The following is a 15479-nucleotide window of genomic DNA, read 5'->3' as shown; positions in this document are numbered from 1 at the left end:
AGGCGTATATCAAAAGATAAATTATAAAGGATATAGTTCGATTTCGTCTTTTGTTTCCAAATCTGCAATCATCGTGTGCCATGCTTCCGGTTTATGTGACAGAATCGCATAATATGATTTCAAAAAATCTGCGATAAAGCGTGCATCTAATGTGTGTATATCTTGATATGGTAAGAAGCAGAAATCTAAATCTGTTACGGCATCGCCTTCATTTGTCCAAGAAGGATGTACATAGGAGAAATTCAAGCGTTTGAAGCCGAGATGAGCCAATACTTCACGACGTACAAATGGGTTCATGGCCTTAATCCCACCAAACGCATGATCTCCGATTCGGTAAGGGTCATAAATCTCGGCAAACACTCCAATCAACTCGACATTATGCTCTTTAGAAAGCTGCAACAAATCCTCATGTCGTTTCTTTGCAAGGAACGGTCCGACACCAATGCCTTCCTTTCCAATCATTGTAAAGTCCGTCATGGATAATTTCTTGTCTGCATAGAAGCGATATTCCGTCGCACCTACAACTTTACCATCTTCCACTGCCACAAACATACGAATAGTAGGGTCCAGTAAAGGTCCTCTCCATAATTCATATTCCAGTACTTCTTCAGCAGGAAATACTTCTTGCATCAACCTTTGCATTTTCGGAAACAATGGATCTTCTATATTTTTTATTTGAACGTATTCCATTACACTCACTCCCCTTGATTATTTATCTAAAGTCTTTTGCAAGACCATTTCCTTTGTCATGGATGTTTCAACTGTCATTGTGCCAAGGTCAGGATATAAATCGAATCGACGGTCTCTCCAAGTTGTGACAGAGCCGTGTTCACGCACCTCATACAATAGGGACAAGTCAAGATCGGCTGAAATAACCATATCGTTATTAATTTCCCCTTTTACCAAAATACCATCTTGCGGGAAAGGTACATCATTTGGTGTGATTATAGCTGCCTGCCCAAAGTTTCCGCGCATAAAGTCTACTGTTGGAAGCGATCCAACAGTTCCAGTTGTCACTACATATACTTGGTTTTCAATAGTGCGTGCGTGGCTTGTGTAACGAACACGGTTAAAGCCGTGGCGGTCGTCGGTACAAGAAGGCGAGAAAATCACGTCAGCGCCCATACCGCGAACCATTCGAACTACTTCCGGGAATTCAATATCGTAACATGTTAAGAGTGCTATTTTTCCTTTTGGTGTTTCGAAAATTCGGAGAGACTCACCTGGCGAGATTCCCCATTCAGAGACCTCAGTCGGCGTTAAATGAAGCTTTGCTTGTTCACCAATATGACCATCGGGTGAAAATAAGTGTGCAACATTGTATAATCGCTCCTCTTTGCGAATGACGTGAGTCCCGCCAATAATATAAACCCCATGCTCCACAGCTAGGGATGAAAAAAGTCGATAATAGCTTTCCGTGTAATTCGGCAGGTTTTGGATTGGTTGACCTTGACCATTATCCGAAATGGAAAGTAATTGTGTCGTTATAAATTCTGGAAACAAAATAAAATCTGTATTGAATTCAGCAGCTGTTTTCACATAATGTGTCACCTGTGCCTCGAATTCCTCAAAACTATTAATTGTATGAAGATGATATTGTACAGCAGATACACGTAATTTCATCTGTATCCCCCCTTGAAAATAGTATCTATTTTTAAAATAATAGATGAATCATATCATACAAAATGAAATAATCCATACGAAAATCATTCAAAAAATGATGTGATTCTTGCAACTTCAGATTACATACGATTTCTAGTGATCTGCCAGTGACTGTTACCATCCATGTACATGTTCTCGTGCCACTGTTGTGGAGTTTTTTGGCGGGGAAGAGGGGCAGAGAAATTCCCTGCTCCTTTTTATGGCTACTACATTAGACCGGAGGATTTCAATACATTCTTTTTATACATTTCTTTGACGGCTTCAGGCATTTCTTTCGTAGATTTCCATTCCGCCTGTTCGTTTTCAAAAGTCATTTCGAAGTCCTCGGGGAATTGCATTTCATATAGATCGTCTATACTCTTCACTCTTAGGGCCGCCATTAGAGCGAAGAGCTGAACTTTATTTATACTAATCCCTTTGCCATTAACAAGCTCTGAGATTGTTCCGACTCGCATGCCAGTCATTTGCGCCAAATCTTTTTGCGTGATTCCTCTTTCTTTTAATAGATCATCTATCTTAATAGTAAAGTAAGCCTCACCTAGTAATCCCGCCGTATCCATTACTATATTGTTCATCAGACTATGTCCAGACTGTAACAACTCTTGAACTTTCATTTTTTTCATGATAACGATCTCCTTTGAATTTTTTCCGCAAATGTAATACATAGTAAAAGTATGGACTACAATGTGCCAATTAACTCAAAAAGCATCAAAAAGGTAAGGAATCACAGTAAAATATTCGAAACAGGCTAGAAGATGGCGTATGATAAAAGAAAAGAGAAATAAGAAGTGAATGTAGGTACGCATGTTCAATAAAACATGGGTGCCAATTTTCATCATGAATGAAAATTTTATGTGGAGGAATATAAATGTATGATCCAACCATTTTTGAAAATTTAAAAGTAGCATTTGAAAATCATGTATATGATTTAGATAATATCGAGCACCAGATACATATTACGAATCGGTCAGATCGGATGGATTTTTCAGTTCTTGCTAGGGAATTTGCCATTCAATTTACACTCGTCTCCAAACAAGAAGTTACTGCGGAAATTGTATTAAAGGCTTCCTTAGAGGATTTAGCAGGGGAGATACTAGAAACGCCTGGAAAGCAACTAGGCTGTTCCTTAGTATTACGATTTTATAAGCAAGTGCAACATGTAGAGATACAATGTAGTAAAATCGAACAAGCATTAAACGAGATTTGGGAAGATGAAATTGAGTTAACACAAACACTCAGCTACGTATATAAAGAGGAAGCTTCTGATTATCTAAACAAGATAGAAATAGAGTTTCTCCACAAAATAAATGAAGAGAATATGGGAGAAATTGAGAACTTTCTTGATCATGTGTTAGATACGTTGGAAGCATTGCATCGTATTTAGTGGGGAAGCAAGAATCGGAAAAAAACTACTCGTTATGAGAGAACTTGCCATCTTTCAAGCAGATTATGTTATGGTAAATTATCTACAAAAACTATTTTAGAAGGTGAACACCATGCTTGAAGTAAGCGATAGTAAATTAGCACAGTATGTCGTGCATTATATGGGCGATCAGTTAGTGCTCGGGCAAGAGGCATTCCCGCAGCCAGAGGTTATGCTAGAAGCGGCTTTTACGCAGCTTTCGTTCCATAAACTCGACCTAGACCAACAATACGCATTTTTTCATGAAACGAATATTGGTTTAAATGAAGTATATACATATGTGAAGAGTATTTTTGATAATCCAACTAGTTTCCTAGAACAATCACAGTATATTGCGAAACACTTACACAGCGTATCGCAGCATCCAAATATCAAAAATGGTGAATTATTCACCGGCTTCTTTGAAAATTGCTTGTTTCAAGATGAAGTTAGACAAGTGATTGCTATTGTAAAAATAGAAGAAAAAGAAATGTTTCTTGATGTGAAAAGTGACCAAAACAATGTAATTGTGAATGGAATCGACGGCATTAATGTAAAGAAAGCAAATAATATGTGCGTCATTATCGATATGGGCCAAGACGAAGAACCGGCCGTATTTTTGAAGACCAAAAGAAAAGAAGATGTCGTCTACTGGCAGGAGCGCTTCTTAAAGCTTAAAGTAGCGGATGAAAGCTACCATAAAACGAATCTAGCATTAACTGAATGTAAAAAGTATATTTTAAAAGAAGAGACATTTACAAATACCGATAAACTAGGATTTTTGAACAAAACGCTGGAATATTTTCGAAATGAAGAAGAATTTCAAGTGGAAGACTATATTGAAACAGTATTCGAACAAGCAAATGAAGTTCAAAAAGACGTCTTGATCAATACAGTAAAGCCATACGAAACAGAAATTTCGGAGAGCGCCATTGTAAAGGCAGAGAAAAATTATAAACGAAAAATAAAACTAGATGACAATATCGAAATTCAAGTAAACGTACGTGATATAGAAAAAGTAAATGAACTGATCGAAGTCGGTTATGACGAAGTGACGAACCGTAAGTTTTATAAAATTTATTTCGAGGAAGAAGTGTAATAATACGAAGAAATTCTGCTTAAGTAATAGCGGAAAATTGATAATAATGATATAGCTAGCTTTTATTGAGCTAATCATAAGTTGCCCTGGTTCAGATGGATGTGGAATTGGGGCAACTCAAGAGTTTTCCTTATAATTTCACATCCGGTATCTCTCGTTATTAACTTCATCGATTACAAGAGTTTAACAGTACCTCGTTGAATGCCAATTGCCTCTCCAATAGTTAACTGCACCCTCACTCAAAAAACTCTAATAATTCTAATTAAATATTCGTTTTACTAATCTACATATAGATGTTAATATAAGTTCTCTTAAATACCTATTAGATTAAGATTTATAATTCTTGAATGAACGGCGGTAAGAAATGTATATTGATTATAGATATAAGCGAATTATTTTTGCTTTTTTAATGGCGTTTAGTATGTCCTGTTTTATTACATTTATATTAATCTCCATCAGTAATGGGTACAATAGTTTGTTTTTATCTACGTGGTTAAAAACTTGGATTCAAGCTTTTATTTGTGCTCTTTTTGGTGCTTACTATTTTCCCGTATTAATTCAAAAAATAATGCAAAAAATTAATTTTGTAAAAAGCGAGTAACTCTATTTTTTATTCCCAAACGCTTCTGCAGACTGTTTAATAAGAAAAGGACAAGACAAGTGAATTGCTTCGCTGTCTTGTCCTTTTTGTTATCTTTTCACTTCATAACGTAGCTCAGCAAATTGATTAAAACGACGGACACTCTTTAAGGTAAGCTCTGTTTCAAAATCGATTTCTTTGAACAAAGGAATTCCTTTTCCAATTATTACTGGAGATACGGTTATAATCAGCTCATCTACTAATTCTTCTTTCATAAACGAGTGAATGAGGTCTCCGCCGCCCATTACCCAAATATTTTTACCTTCTTTGTTTTTCAATTGATTTGTAAATCCGACTACATCCCCATTAAAGAATTGGACGTTTTCATTATCCTGACTTTCTGTTCTAGAGAAAACATAGCATTCCTTACCCTCATAGGGAAAGCTTTCTAATTCCTGTTCTAAAAGCCAGTCGTACGTGCGTCTACCCATAATTACCGTATCTACTGTGTCGTAGAAGTCTGAATATCCATTATCGCCCTCTCCTTCAACCTTAAACAACCACTCCAAAGAATCATCCTTTGTCGCGATATATCCATCTAAGCTTGTCGCAATGAACATTACGGCTTTTCTTTGATTCGTCATATGTACCTCCTATTGTTTAGTATCCAAAGGTTTCAGCATCAAACTGATCGTACATAAGATAAGAGAATATCTTTTAATACACGTTGCTGAATATGTGGTTCTATATCTTCCTCTAAAAATGAAATAGGTGCTTTCAACACCACATTACTTACGAAAGTACCGAACGTATTGATAATTGTTATGAGCGTTTCTTTAGTAACTATATCCGTTCGAATGGATCCATCTGTTTTCCCATCTTCCATAATCGGGTTAAGGCTATTACTTATTTGTTTCTGAATCTCGATATAGTCATCAATGTCTGGTAATGGCTCTTTTGTAAAAGAAGCATAGCTTTCAAAAGCTTCCCGAAATTTGGAGGAATTACCTTGAGGAGAGTGTTGATCTTCCTCAAGCAAGAAACTTAACACATCTTCTAATCGTTCATACGCCGTTTTAGGCGAAGCTGCAATCTGTTCAAATGCCGGAAGTATTCTTTCCAGGTTTTGAATTGCAACTGCAACAATAAGTTTATCTTTTTTAGGAAAGTAGCGAAAAACGGTGGCGATTCCGACTTTTGCCTCATTGGCTACATCTTGCATTTGGACGCTATCTAATCCATGTTGTAGAAATAAGCGCTCAGCTACGGAAACAATATGTTGATAACGCGTGGATTTATTTTGTTCGCGAACACTTAGTGGCATAGAATAACCTCCTTTATTTTTATTATACATCGTTTAAGTTTGCATCTGCTCATTTTCAGGAGTAAAATAAATGATAGTTAGACTATCAAAATTTAACCACGAGGTGAAGGAAATGAGATTAGCAGGCAAAGTAGCTGTAATTACAGGAGCAGGAAGTGGAATGGGAGAAGCCGAAGCCCTATTATTTGCAAGAGAAGGTGCCAAGGTTGTAGTAACAGACATCAACTTTGAAGCAACAGAAGCAGTAGTCGCACAAATAAAAGAAAATGGTGGAGAAGCAATTGCCATCAAACATAATGTTGCGTCAAAAGAAGATTGGGAAAACGTTTATAACAAAACAATTGAAGCTTTCGGTAAACTCGACATCTTAGTAAACAATGCAGGAATATCATTGGCTAAGGGATTCTTGGAGCAAACAGAAGAGGACTGGGCACGAACATATGCCATCAACATCAATGGGACGATGTTCGGAATGCAGCTAGCAATCCCACTTATGGAGAAAAATGAAGGTGGTTCGATCGTAAATATTGCTTCAATCTCTGCCTTAACTGGGATGGCCGGAGCAGGAGCTTACACAGCTTCAAAAGGTGCTGTGCGTTCCATTACAAAAGCAGCAGCTGTTGACTACGGTAAGAAGAACATCCGTGTGAACGCAGTATACCCTGGCTATATTGTCACACCAATGAGCGCACCACATATGGAAAGTCCGCAATACAAAGACTACTTCTTGTCTCAAATTGCTCTACCGAACCTCGGGAAAGCAGAAGAAGTGGCAACAGCAGTATTGTTCTTAGCATCAGACGAAGCAAGCCATATTACAGGTATTGAGTTGCCAGTTGATGGTGGGGTTACGGCGAAATAATAGGGAAGAGCTTGTGGAAGCAGAAGTTAATAGATTCATAATTAGGAGCTTGTGGAAGTGATCATGTCACTTTTGCAGGCTCTTACAATTTATGTATATTTCTGAGCCAGTGTTATATTGATACTTTTCTCGAACGTTAACTAAAAATTATACTGTTAGTATTGCTGAGGAGGAAAAGTCTTATAGACGTAATAAGACGTAACTTATTCATCCTTAACCTCTATCAAATAAATCCCTTCCTCAAATCCACCACGTTTTTCTTTCTTAGCAATGCGGATTCTCTCTAAATCTTCATAGGTAGCCTCATGAATAGGAAGGGCAGCATGAATTAGCTCCAAAATGTCGGCTAGTTCCTCTAGTGCATCTTGGTTATTCGTCGTTTCTTGGAATTCCTGTACTTCTTCATAAAGCTTTCTCTTTATTTCCGTTAAGTGTTCGGAAGGATCGAGTGTGCGGGTAGTGAATTTGCTACCTGATTTTTCGATGACTTGTGGTATTAGATCGCGTACTAGTTTATTGTAAACTGGCATTGGACATCCTCCTTTTTCTATTATTATAGAGAAAATTAGGATTATTTGAAAGGAGAGCTCTGCCCACGCTATTCGTTATATTTAATACAGAAAATATTGCGTATCTTGTATAATGTAGGTACTAATCCAAAGGGGTGTTTTCATGCAAATCCAACGTGGGCAAAAGGTTAAATTGGACAATATAACGCAACTTGAATGTTTTGTACGATGGTCGACACCGAAAAAGCAAATGGAGCTCGATATTTCTTCTTTCTTATTGCAGGCAGGCAATCGCTGTGAGAAAGATGAACACTTTATCTTTTATGGTCAACCAAATAGTCCAGATAAATCAGTTAGTTATGCAAAACAAACGCCTTTAGATGGTTCGATTTTTGTTCAATTGAATGTAGTGCCAGAAGCAATTGAAAAAATAGCTATTTCCTTATCTATTCATGAAGGGGACGCACAAAATTTACGTTTTCAGGAAGTAGACAAATTAGAGCTTCTTATAAGAGACGCTGCAGGGGCTACTCTATACACTTATGCTTTTGGTGATGATTTACAACAAGAGACGGCAATCGTTGTTGGGGAGCTGTATAGACATCAAGGACAGTGGAAGTTTAGTGTAATCGGTAGTGGATTTAACGGGGGATTGGAGGCATTATGCTTAAACTATGGTTTAGAGATAGAACAAGGGGCAAGCGATATAAAAAGTGATCCTACTCCTCCTGTAAAAGCATCGGCCGAAGAAAAGCCAAAGCCAAACCTTCAGAAAATGAATATAAATCTGAAGAAAAAAGAATCCGTGTCGATCGCTAAGTCCAATAAAATTGTGGCGACTTTAGAGTGGGCGAATCCTAAAAAAGATTTAGACTTGTATTGCTTTTACGTATTGAAGAATGGGGAGAGTGGGAAAGTTTACTATCGTTCATTGGGTCATGCTAATCGGGCACCATTTATTACGCTAGATGGGGATAGTCGAGTGGCAGGGAAAGAAACCATTGTGATACATGATCCTTCCAAGTTAAAATATGTATTGTTTGCGTCTTATAGTGCAGTTAGTAATGGTTTTGGCAGTTTTAAGAGTATGAAGGCGCAGGCTGTTGTGGACAATCAAATGGGTCAACGGATAACTAGTCCATTATATGAGAAAAATCATTTTGCCTACTGGGTGGCGATTGCACATATTGATTTTACAGATGCTAATAATATTAGCGTCAGTCACGTAGAGAGGTATTCAAAATCTGGTTCCGAACGTTCGCCGGAGCTATATGCAGATGGCTTATTTGAGATGGATCGAGGAGTAATTGAGTTCAAATAATATTTTAATAACCTAATAGAATGATAAAAGCTGGTAGAATGTATGCTCCTTGAGCACTTGTTCTATCAGCTTTTTTAACTGGTTTAGGTAAAAAACAGCTTTGTTTTATTTATAAATGCATGGATGGCCGGTGAAACATAGCGGTTTTTTAAATAAGTCAAATAGACAGTTCTATCTAGGGAAGGTGAATCGATGCACTTTTTTACAAGTGTATGATCTGGTAGAGCCTGTAGATAGTTTTCTGGAATTAGCGAGATACCGATCCCTTCTCGGACTAAGCTTAATGCTGTTTCAAAACGCTCAATCTCATATTTTATCGTAGGAATTACGCCTTCCATTTCAAAGGCACTCAACACATCTTCTCTTGTTTGAAACCCCTCACTGCTTATAATAAAAGGCTCTCCTATAAGGTCTTTAAATGTAATGGTTGTTTTATTCGTTAACGGATTGCTCTGATGAAGTACTAATACTAGTTTTTCATTATATAAGGGAATTGTTTCGATATCATCTTCTTGTATAAATTGGTTAGTGATGATGGCATGTGTCTTGTAATTTCGTAACGAATTTTTTACATCATTTCCACTTAGTACTTCGGTTAGTTTGATGCGCATATTCGGAAAATCATCATTGTATTGAAGAATTACTTTGGGAATCCAATGCTTTACCGATTCAATCATGCCGAGCTGTATCTCTCCGCTTCCTATGTTCTTAACATCCTCCATCTCTTTTTTAACGCTCTCCATCTCCAATAAAAGACGAGATGCCTTTTTATATAAAATAGTTCCAGCTTCCGTTAACTCAATATTCCTCGTATTCCGGTCAAGAATTTGAAAACCTAATTCACTCTCTAAGCTTTTTACCGCATTACTTAGTGACGGCTGCGAAATATGCAGTTTTTCCGCCGCTTTAGAAAAGCTCCTATGATCCACTATTGAGACAAAATAGTTAAGTTGTTTTAAATCCATCTAGAACACCTCCATTATTTATAGTTACAAGCTATATATTTATAGTAATTATATATTAGAATTTATAAATAAGTTAATTTATAATTGATAAAAATGTAAATTCTTCAGTTTAAGAAAGGATGGATAGACTTGCTAAAAAAAGTGAAGAAGGATATTTGGTCGGGACGTACGGATCATCTGGAAGATAGAACAAGTTTCCGGTATCACCAAGTTATTGAGCTTGAAAAAATGGAAGCGCTTCAATCTATGGTGGAGACTTGTATAATTATAGGTTTTGAAAGTGAAGAAGGAGTTCGTAGAAACAAAGGACAGCTAGGAGCGGCAAAAGCACCTGATGCATTACGATCCGAATTGGCAAAGCTACCATGGAGGTTAGCTGCCGATAAACATTTAGCGGATATAGGGACAATTGAGTGTGTTGGAAATGACCTAGAAAAAGCTCAACAACAGTTAGGGGAAGCTGTAAATAGTGTGCTGAGTAAAAAAATGATTCCAATTATTCTTGGGGGCGGACATGAAACCGCTTACGGACATTATCTAGGGGTTCGAGAAAATATTGGGAAAGAAGCGAAGCTAGGAATTATCAATATTGACGCACACTTCGATTTACGACCATATGATGAACAGACTTCTTCGGGTACGATGTTCAGACAGATACTGGAACAGGATGAGAACAGTAGTTATTTCGTGCTTGGTATTCAGCGCTACGGAAATACGCAAGAATTATTCAACAGAGCAGATGAACTAAACGTCCAATATATCTTAGAAGAGAATATGCACGATGGTCAGATGGACCAGGTGAAAACAGAGATAGAGAAGTTTATCCAAGCGCATGATTGGATCATGCTTACATTATGTACGGATGTGCTAAATGCTGCATTTGCACCTGGTGTAAGTGCTCCATCACCATTTGGCTTGGATCCCTCCATTGTTCGTGCCATTATCAAAACGGTAACTTCCCATGAAAAAGTGTTGTCTTTTGATATTTCGGAAGTAAATCCAATTTTGGATGAAAATAATCGAACCGTAAAGCTTGGAGCATATTTGACAAATGAAGCAATTACATCATTTTTAGGAGGAAGAAAGTATGACACTAGCACTTGATCAAACAACCACAATCTTTCTTTCCATCGCATTATTGGTTTTAGGTACATACCTAGTGAAGAAGGTTGGATTCTTAAATAAGTTCTGTATTCCCGCTCCAGTAGTAGGAGGATTATTATTTGCATTGCTCGCTACAATAGCCAAATCTCTTGATTTGTTTGAAATTACATTAGATACATCGTTACAGGGATTGTTCATGCTTACCTTTTTTACTACAGTTGGCCTGGGCGCAAGTTTTAAGCTTGTAAAATTGGGTGGTAAGCTACTCGTTATTTACTGGCTGGCTTGTGGATTTTTAGCGCTTGCACAAAACACGATCGGTGTGTCTATGGCATATTTATTTGATCTTCATCCTTTAATAGGGATGATGGCTGGAGCTGTTTCCATGGAAGGTGGGCACGGTGCAGCAACTGCCTTCGGACAAACAGTTGAAGATTTGGGTATCAATTCGGCACTGTCTATTGGTGTAGCAGCTGCTACGTTTGGGCTTGTTGCAGGGGGACTTGTTGGAGGACCGGTTGTTAAATATTTAATAACAAAGTATGATTTGAAATCAACGGAAACAGAAGAAGTTACAGAGTTCGAGCTGGAAGAGGAAGGGAAAGCAATTACAACGAATAGCTTTTTCACTCAACTACTCCTCATAACTTTCTGTATGGCTCTTGGTACTTACTTAGGAGGTTTGTTCTCCTCTGCAACAGGATTTGTTCTTCCTGGGTACGTTGGAGCTATGTTCGTAGCGGTTATCGTGAGAAATATTGTAGATAAATTTAACCCTAAAACAGTAGATATGAAAAGTATTGGCTTAGTAAGTGATATTTCTTTAGGTATCTTCTTATCCATGGCATTAATGAGCATTAAGCTTTGGGAAATAGCGGATTTGGCGCTTCCATTAATCGCAATTGTTGTGGTCCAAGTTATTTTTATCGTTCTTTTTGGCATCTTTGTACTGTTCCGTCTATTAGGAAAAAATTACGATGCTGCTGTAATGGTAGCTGGTTTCACGGGCCATGGCTTAGGTGCAACGCCTAATGCAATGGCAAATATGGCTGCTGTAACAGAAAGATTCGGACCATCGAAAAAAGCATATCTAGTAGTACCAATTGTTGGTGCATTCCTTATCGATGTGTTTGCAATGCCTATTATTATTACGACAATTAACTTATTCCAATAAATGATACAAAATCCCTTGTTTCGATTGTTGGACAAGGGATTTATTGTCGTCTTTTTTTAAAAAGTTCCGTGTAAGCATTGCACTCAGAACAAGTAGTAGTTAGGCAAATAAATCATCTTTCGAATAGTCATTAGTATAGTTAATAGACCTTATCTCAAACTCGAATGTTCCCTTATTCTTAACTTGCAAATTGTGCAGGTTGAATAAAATGGTGGACAAATATAAAAAGCTGTTGTATACTTAGGACAATAATTAAATTGCTTACAGAAACAATGAATTCACATATTACAAAAAGTAATCGTGTTTGTTCGGTACTTTTTGTAATATGTGAATTTTTTTATTCAATTCAATATTTGGAGGTCATCTAAATGACACAAGGTACAGTAAAATGGTTTAACGCAGAAAAAGGTTTTGGATTTATCGAAGTTGAAGGCGGAAACGACGTATTCGCTCACTTCTCAGCTATCCAAGGCGAAGGTTTCAAATCACTTGACGAAGGTCAAAAAGTGGAATTTGATATCGAAGACGGTCAACGTGGACCACAAGCAGTTAACATCGTAAAACTTTAATTCTTAGGAATTAAATCAAAGAAGAGACACTCTTAATGGGTGTCTCTTTTTTATATTAAATATGGATGGACAAAGTTTCACCTATGTAAGCAAAGTGATACCATAAGGATAAATAGATCTATCAGATTGGAAGGATTCCATATGAGCAATACACATATATTTTCTAAGCGGGAAGAGATTGCGAATGCAATTATTCATGGAATTGGAGCACTATTAAGTATTGCGGCTCTTGTCATTTTAATTGTATCTTCTGTTACACGAGGGACGGCATGGCATGTGGTCAGTTTTACGTTATTTGGAGCGACGATGGTTCTGTTATATGCTTCATCCACACTCGTGCATGGATTTCCGGCGGGGCGAGCGAAAGATTTCTTTGAGATCATGGATCATTCTGCTATTTACTTTTTTATAGCAGGGACCTATACTCCTTTTTTATTTATTGCGGTGAAAGGGACACTTGGCTGGACTTTGTTTGGGATTGTATGGGGGCTTGCGATTGCAGGTACGGTGTTTAAAGCCTTTTTTGTGAAGCGCTTTTTGCATACATCGACGTTATTGTATGTGGTCATGGGCTGGCTGATGGTATTTGCATGGAAACCACTTTTAGCAAACGTCTCGACTGAAGGGCTTATTTATCTCGCTATAGGTGGTGTACTTTACACAGTAGGGGCCGTTTTTTATGTGTGGCGCGGATTTACTTATCATCACGCAGTATGGCATGTTTTTGTACTAGCAGCATCCATATTGCATTTCTTTGCAGTGATGACTTTATTGGCGTAAACTAGTAATACAATGAGTGTGTGGAAGGAGATTTTATTAATATGATAAAAACAACTGTATTTGAACAATTAAAACGTGCGATGAAAGAGAAGGATGTATTAGCAAAAGGAGTATTAACACTTTTAAAATCAGCACTGGATAGCGCCGAAAAAGAAAAAGGTTCGAGCCTTTCACCGGAAGAAGAAATTGCTATTGTGAATCGCGAAGTGAAACAAACGAACCAAGCTTTAGAAGGAGCTCAAAATGCAAATCGAGAAGACTTAATAGAAAAAGAGGAAGCCAAACTAGTACTACTAAAAAGCTTCTTACCAAAACAATTAAGTGAAGAAGAAGTTGCGGCGTTATTAACTGAGGCTGGAATTGTAAAAGGTATGAATATGGGAGACGCGATGAAAATTGCAAAACCATTACTTACTGGAAAAGCAGATGGGTCAACTATGTCTAAAGTGGTGAAAAGTTTAATCTAACTAGAAGAGTATCGAAGTGAAGGCACTGAAAACTAGCATTTTAGAATTGGTAATGATTATTCAAACAGGCAACTTCTTGTTCATTTTTGAACAGGAAAGTTGCCTATTTTTTGATCACTTTTTACAAAACAAGATGAGTATTTGCTTTAGATTAATCGCAAACATCCCGGGTCATCTTAAGTTTCTGTCCTTGTGTAAAATAGAAACATTCATGTTTGTTTGCTACAAGGGGCAATGGAATGTTATTTTCCTATCTCCATTTCATACATTTTCGTTATAGCCTCATAGCGCTCCACATCAAAATCCTTTTGTCCGCGCACAAATTTTTCTTTTAGATTAAAATAACAAATTTCGAAATACTCCTCGTTATGATGATGAACGAATGGATGTGTCACCTTCTCAAAAGGTCCGTTAGCGAAATAACGCTCCATTTTGTCTAGGGTACGAATATTAATATCGCGTGCACACATTTCATGCAGAACAAGTTGTGTATAGGCAAGTAAATCATCTTTCGGATAGTCATAAATATAGTTAATGAGAATATGACGGTCTTCCTTTACGAAAATACTATTCAACTCACGCCACTGCGCCAATAGCTGTGATTTCGGCAAAATGCTGAGTAAACTTTGGTGCCATAAACGCAAAAATAATCATCTCCTGTTCAGACTATTCTTCCAGTCTTGATTTAAGTTATGGATCAACTTAATCTTCCTATTACAATAAAATTATATCAAAAATGGAGTGTTACTTTAATAGTATCTCAAAAAGGATTTATCAAACTTACTTAGAATCGCTTTTCTTATACATAATGAACATCTCACTTCTACGCTTCTATAATAAGCACTAACACCAAACGATAATTTTATAAGGGGTGGTTTGAGCAGGGATACTTCTGGTGGTAGGTCCATAGCTAACTATTAAATTCCGATTCGCAGGATTTTTTGTAAAAGCTTGCCCATTTATTAATAATATTTGTGTGGACGGTGAAATATTTAATCTTAATTGTCCATCACTACTTTCCAGCTGGTTATTAAAATAGCCTACTTTTACATTTTGATAGGCACTATCTTTTACCATAACTAGTGCCCGATATTGTGGTGGGAAAATAAAAGGAACAGGTGCATCTGCATCATAATATCCAGTTACCCAATCGCCAACTGCTACCATGGCATGGTCTACAAAATAAGTAGTTGGGGCCACCACGAAATTTACTAAATCTCCGTTTCCGTTAGCTACAGACATTAATGTATAGCAACCTTCTCCTTCTCCATTTTGTTCAATCGTAAAATCACTAATCATGGTGACAATCCCATGAAAAGGTTGAAAATTTACCATTTAACTATCTTCCTTTCCATTTCATTAGATAGATCAGCAACTGTATCCATTTCAATTAATTTATGTGAAAGGATCTATTATGGTGTATCTTTATGCATAAGGTCCTAAGATTTAGACGTTGCAAACGCTCTTTTATTTTGCGGCAAGCTTTGCGCAGGAGCAACACGATGTTGCGTACTTAGTCTGGGATCATTTCATCGGGCGCGTGCCAGCAGTTGATCTCCCACTTATCTTTTCGCTTTTCTTCAATCTTGAAGTGGGAGTCTTACTGCCCGTTAATGCGGGATAAATAAAACCCTATGTTGCATACTATCGTTGAATAGTGT

At 37.3% G+C, this 15479-nt stretch carries 19 protein-coding genes; 10 read left to right on the top strand and 9 right to left on the bottom strand.

All coding sequences use genetic code 11. The features are described 5' to 3' along the window. Window positions 1–21 precede the first annotated feature (21 nt). The 3 genes from OR571_RS00255 to OR571_RS00245 all read right to left on the bottom strand — a co-directional run bounded on the left by OR571_RS00255 (window position 22) and on the right by OR571_RS00245 (window position 2285). The gene (locus OR571_RS00255) at window positions 22–690 is read right to left on the bottom strand and encodes a GNAT family N-acetyltransferase (protein WP_282240897.1); all 669 of its coding nucleotides are present in this window, start codon (window positions 688–690) and stop codon (window positions 22–24) included. 18 nt (window positions 691–708) lie between these two features. Continuing rightward, window positions 709–1623 carry a carbon-nitrogen hydrolase family protein gene (locus OR571_RS00250; RefSeq protein WP_282240896.1) on the bottom strand — a complete coding sequence of 305 codons (915 nt, stop codon included), beginning with the start codon at window positions 1621–1623 and terminating at the stop codon, window positions 709–711. A gap of 245 nt (window positions 1624–1868) precedes the next feature. Beyond that, complete coding sequence (locus tag OR571_RS00245; protein WP_282240895.1) at window positions 1869–2285, bottom strand: helix-turn-helix domain-containing protein; 417 nt, start codon at window positions 2283–2285, stop codon at window positions 1869–1871. Between the two features lie 245 nt (window positions 2286–2530). Between OR571_RS00245 and OR571_RS00240 the strand changes: the two genes are divergently transcribed. The 3 genes from OR571_RS00240 to OR571_RS00230 all read left to right on the top strand — a co-directional run bounded on the left by OR571_RS00240 (window position 2531) and on the right by OR571_RS00230 (window position 4764). Further along, window positions 2531–3046: a hypothetical protein gene (locus OR571_RS00240; RefSeq protein WP_282240894.1), complete on the top strand. Its 516-nt coding sequence runs from the start codon at window positions 2531–2533 to the stop codon at window positions 3044–3046. A gap of 112 nt (window positions 3047–3158) precedes the next feature. Continuing rightward, window positions 3159–4163, top strand: a complete 1005-nt coding sequence (locus tag OR571_RS00235; RefSeq protein WP_282240893.1) for a nucleoid-associated protein — start codon at window positions 3159–3161, stop codon at window positions 4161–4163. A gap of 364 nt (window positions 4164–4527) precedes the next feature. Beyond that, window positions 4528–4764, top strand: a complete 237-nt coding sequence (locus tag OR571_RS00230; protein ID WP_348774995.1) for a DUF2798 domain-containing protein — start codon at window positions 4528–4530, stop codon at window positions 4762–4764. Between the two features lie 89 nt (window positions 4765–4853). On the opposite strand, the gene OR571_RS00225 is transcribed toward OR571_RS00230, so the two are convergent. Then, entirely contained in the window at window positions 4854–5387 is a 534-nt protein-coding gene (locus OR571_RS00225; RefSeq protein ID WP_282240892.1) for a dihydrofolate reductase family protein, read from the bottom strand. A 38-nt stretch (window positions 5388–5425) separates the two neighbouring features. Next, window positions 5426–6067, bottom strand: coding sequence for a TetR/AcrR family transcriptional regulator (locus OR571_RS00220; protein WP_282240891.1), 642 nt, complete (start codon window positions 6065–6067; stop codon window positions 5426–5428). A 112-nt stretch (window positions 6068–6179) separates the two neighbouring features. Here OR571_RS00220 and OR571_RS00215 point away from each other — a divergent pair, with 112 nt between their 5' ends. After that, window positions 6180–6929: an SDR family NAD(P)-dependent oxidoreductase gene (locus tag OR571_RS00215; RefSeq protein ID WP_282240931.1), complete on the top strand. Its 750-nt coding sequence runs from the start codon at window positions 6180–6182 to the stop codon at window positions 6927–6929. Between the two features lie 203 nt (window positions 6930–7132). Here OR571_RS00215 and OR571_RS00210 read toward each other — a convergent pair whose 3' ends face one another. Next, window positions 7133–7459, bottom strand: a complete 327-nt coding sequence (locus tag OR571_RS00210) for a nucleoside triphosphate pyrophosphohydrolase (protein WP_282240890.1) — start codon at window positions 7457–7459, stop codon at window positions 7133–7135. Window positions 7460–7601: 142 nt separating this feature from the next. On the opposite strand from OR571_RS00210, the gene OR571_RS00205 reads away from it, so the two are divergent. Continuing rightward, a complete protein-coding gene (locus OR571_RS00205) occupies window positions 7602–8759 on the top strand; it encodes a TerD family protein (protein WP_282240889.1) in 1158 nt (385 codons plus the stop codon). A gap of 83 nt (window positions 8760–8842) precedes the next feature. Here the strand turns inward: OR571_RS00205 and OR571_RS00200 are convergent, their stop codons facing one another. After that, complete coding sequence (locus OR571_RS00200) at window positions 8843–9724, bottom strand: LysR family transcriptional regulator (protein WP_282240888.1); 882 nt, start codon at window positions 9722–9724, stop codon at window positions 8843–8845. Between the two features lie 129 nt (window positions 9725–9853). Here OR571_RS00200 and hutG point away from each other — a divergent pair, with 129 nt between their 5' ends. The 5 genes from hutG to OR571_RS00175 all read left to right on the top strand — a co-directional run bounded on the left by hutG (window position 9854) and on the right by OR571_RS00175 (window position 13818). Further along, on the top strand, window positions 9854–10828 hold the full coding sequence (gene hutG, locus OR571_RS00195) for a formimidoylglutamase (RefSeq protein ID WP_282240887.1): 975 nt from the start codon (window positions 9854–9856) through the stop codon (window positions 10826–10828). Then, complete coding sequence (gltS, locus tag OR571_RS00190; RefSeq protein WP_282240886.1) at window positions 10812–12002, top strand: sodium/glutamate symporter; 1191 nt, start codon at window positions 10812–10814, stop codon at window positions 12000–12002. Before hutG ends, gltS begins: the two co-directional genes overlap by 17 nt. Window positions 12003–12370: 368 nt before the next feature. Further along, window positions 12371–12571 carry a cold-shock protein gene (locus tag OR571_RS00185; protein ID WP_142539751.1) on the top strand — a complete coding sequence of 67 codons (201 nt, stop codon included), beginning with the start codon at window positions 12371–12373 and terminating at the stop codon, window positions 12569–12571. Window positions 12572–12712: 141 nt separating this feature from the next. After that, entirely contained in the window at window positions 12713–13351 is a 639-nt protein-coding gene (gene trhA / locus OR571_RS00180) for a PAQR family membrane homeostasis protein TrhA (protein ID WP_282240885.1), read from the top strand. A gap of 41 nt (window positions 13352–13392) precedes the next feature. Next, on the top strand, window positions 13393–13818 hold the full coding sequence (locus OR571_RS00175) for a GatB/YqeY domain-containing protein (RefSeq protein ID WP_142539753.1): 426 nt from the start codon (window positions 13393–13395) through the stop codon (window positions 13816–13818). Between the two features lie 242 nt (window positions 13819–14060). Here the strand turns inward: OR571_RS00175 and OR571_RS00170 are convergent, their stop codons facing one another. Continuing rightward, the gene (locus OR571_RS00170; protein WP_282240884.1) at window positions 14061–14462 is read right to left on the bottom strand and encodes a pyrimidine dimer DNA glycosylase/endonuclease V; all 402 of its coding nucleotides are present in this window, start codon (window positions 14460–14462) and stop codon (window positions 14061–14063) included. 199 nt (window positions 14463–14661) lie between these two features. Beyond that, window positions 14662–15153, bottom strand: a complete 492-nt coding sequence (locus OR571_RS00165) for a hypothetical protein (protein WP_282240883.1) — start codon at window positions 15151–15153, stop codon at window positions 14662–14664. Between the last annotated feature and the right edge of the window lie 326 nt (window positions 15154–15479).

Origin of the sequence: Psychrobacillus sp. NEAU-3TGS (assembly GCF_029955155.1) — a bacterium.
In the GTDB taxonomy this organism is placed as follows: Bacteria; Bacillota; Bacilli; order Bacillales_A; family Planococcaceae; genus Psychrobacillus.
This window is presented reverse-complemented; position numbering and strand designations above follow the sequence as displayed.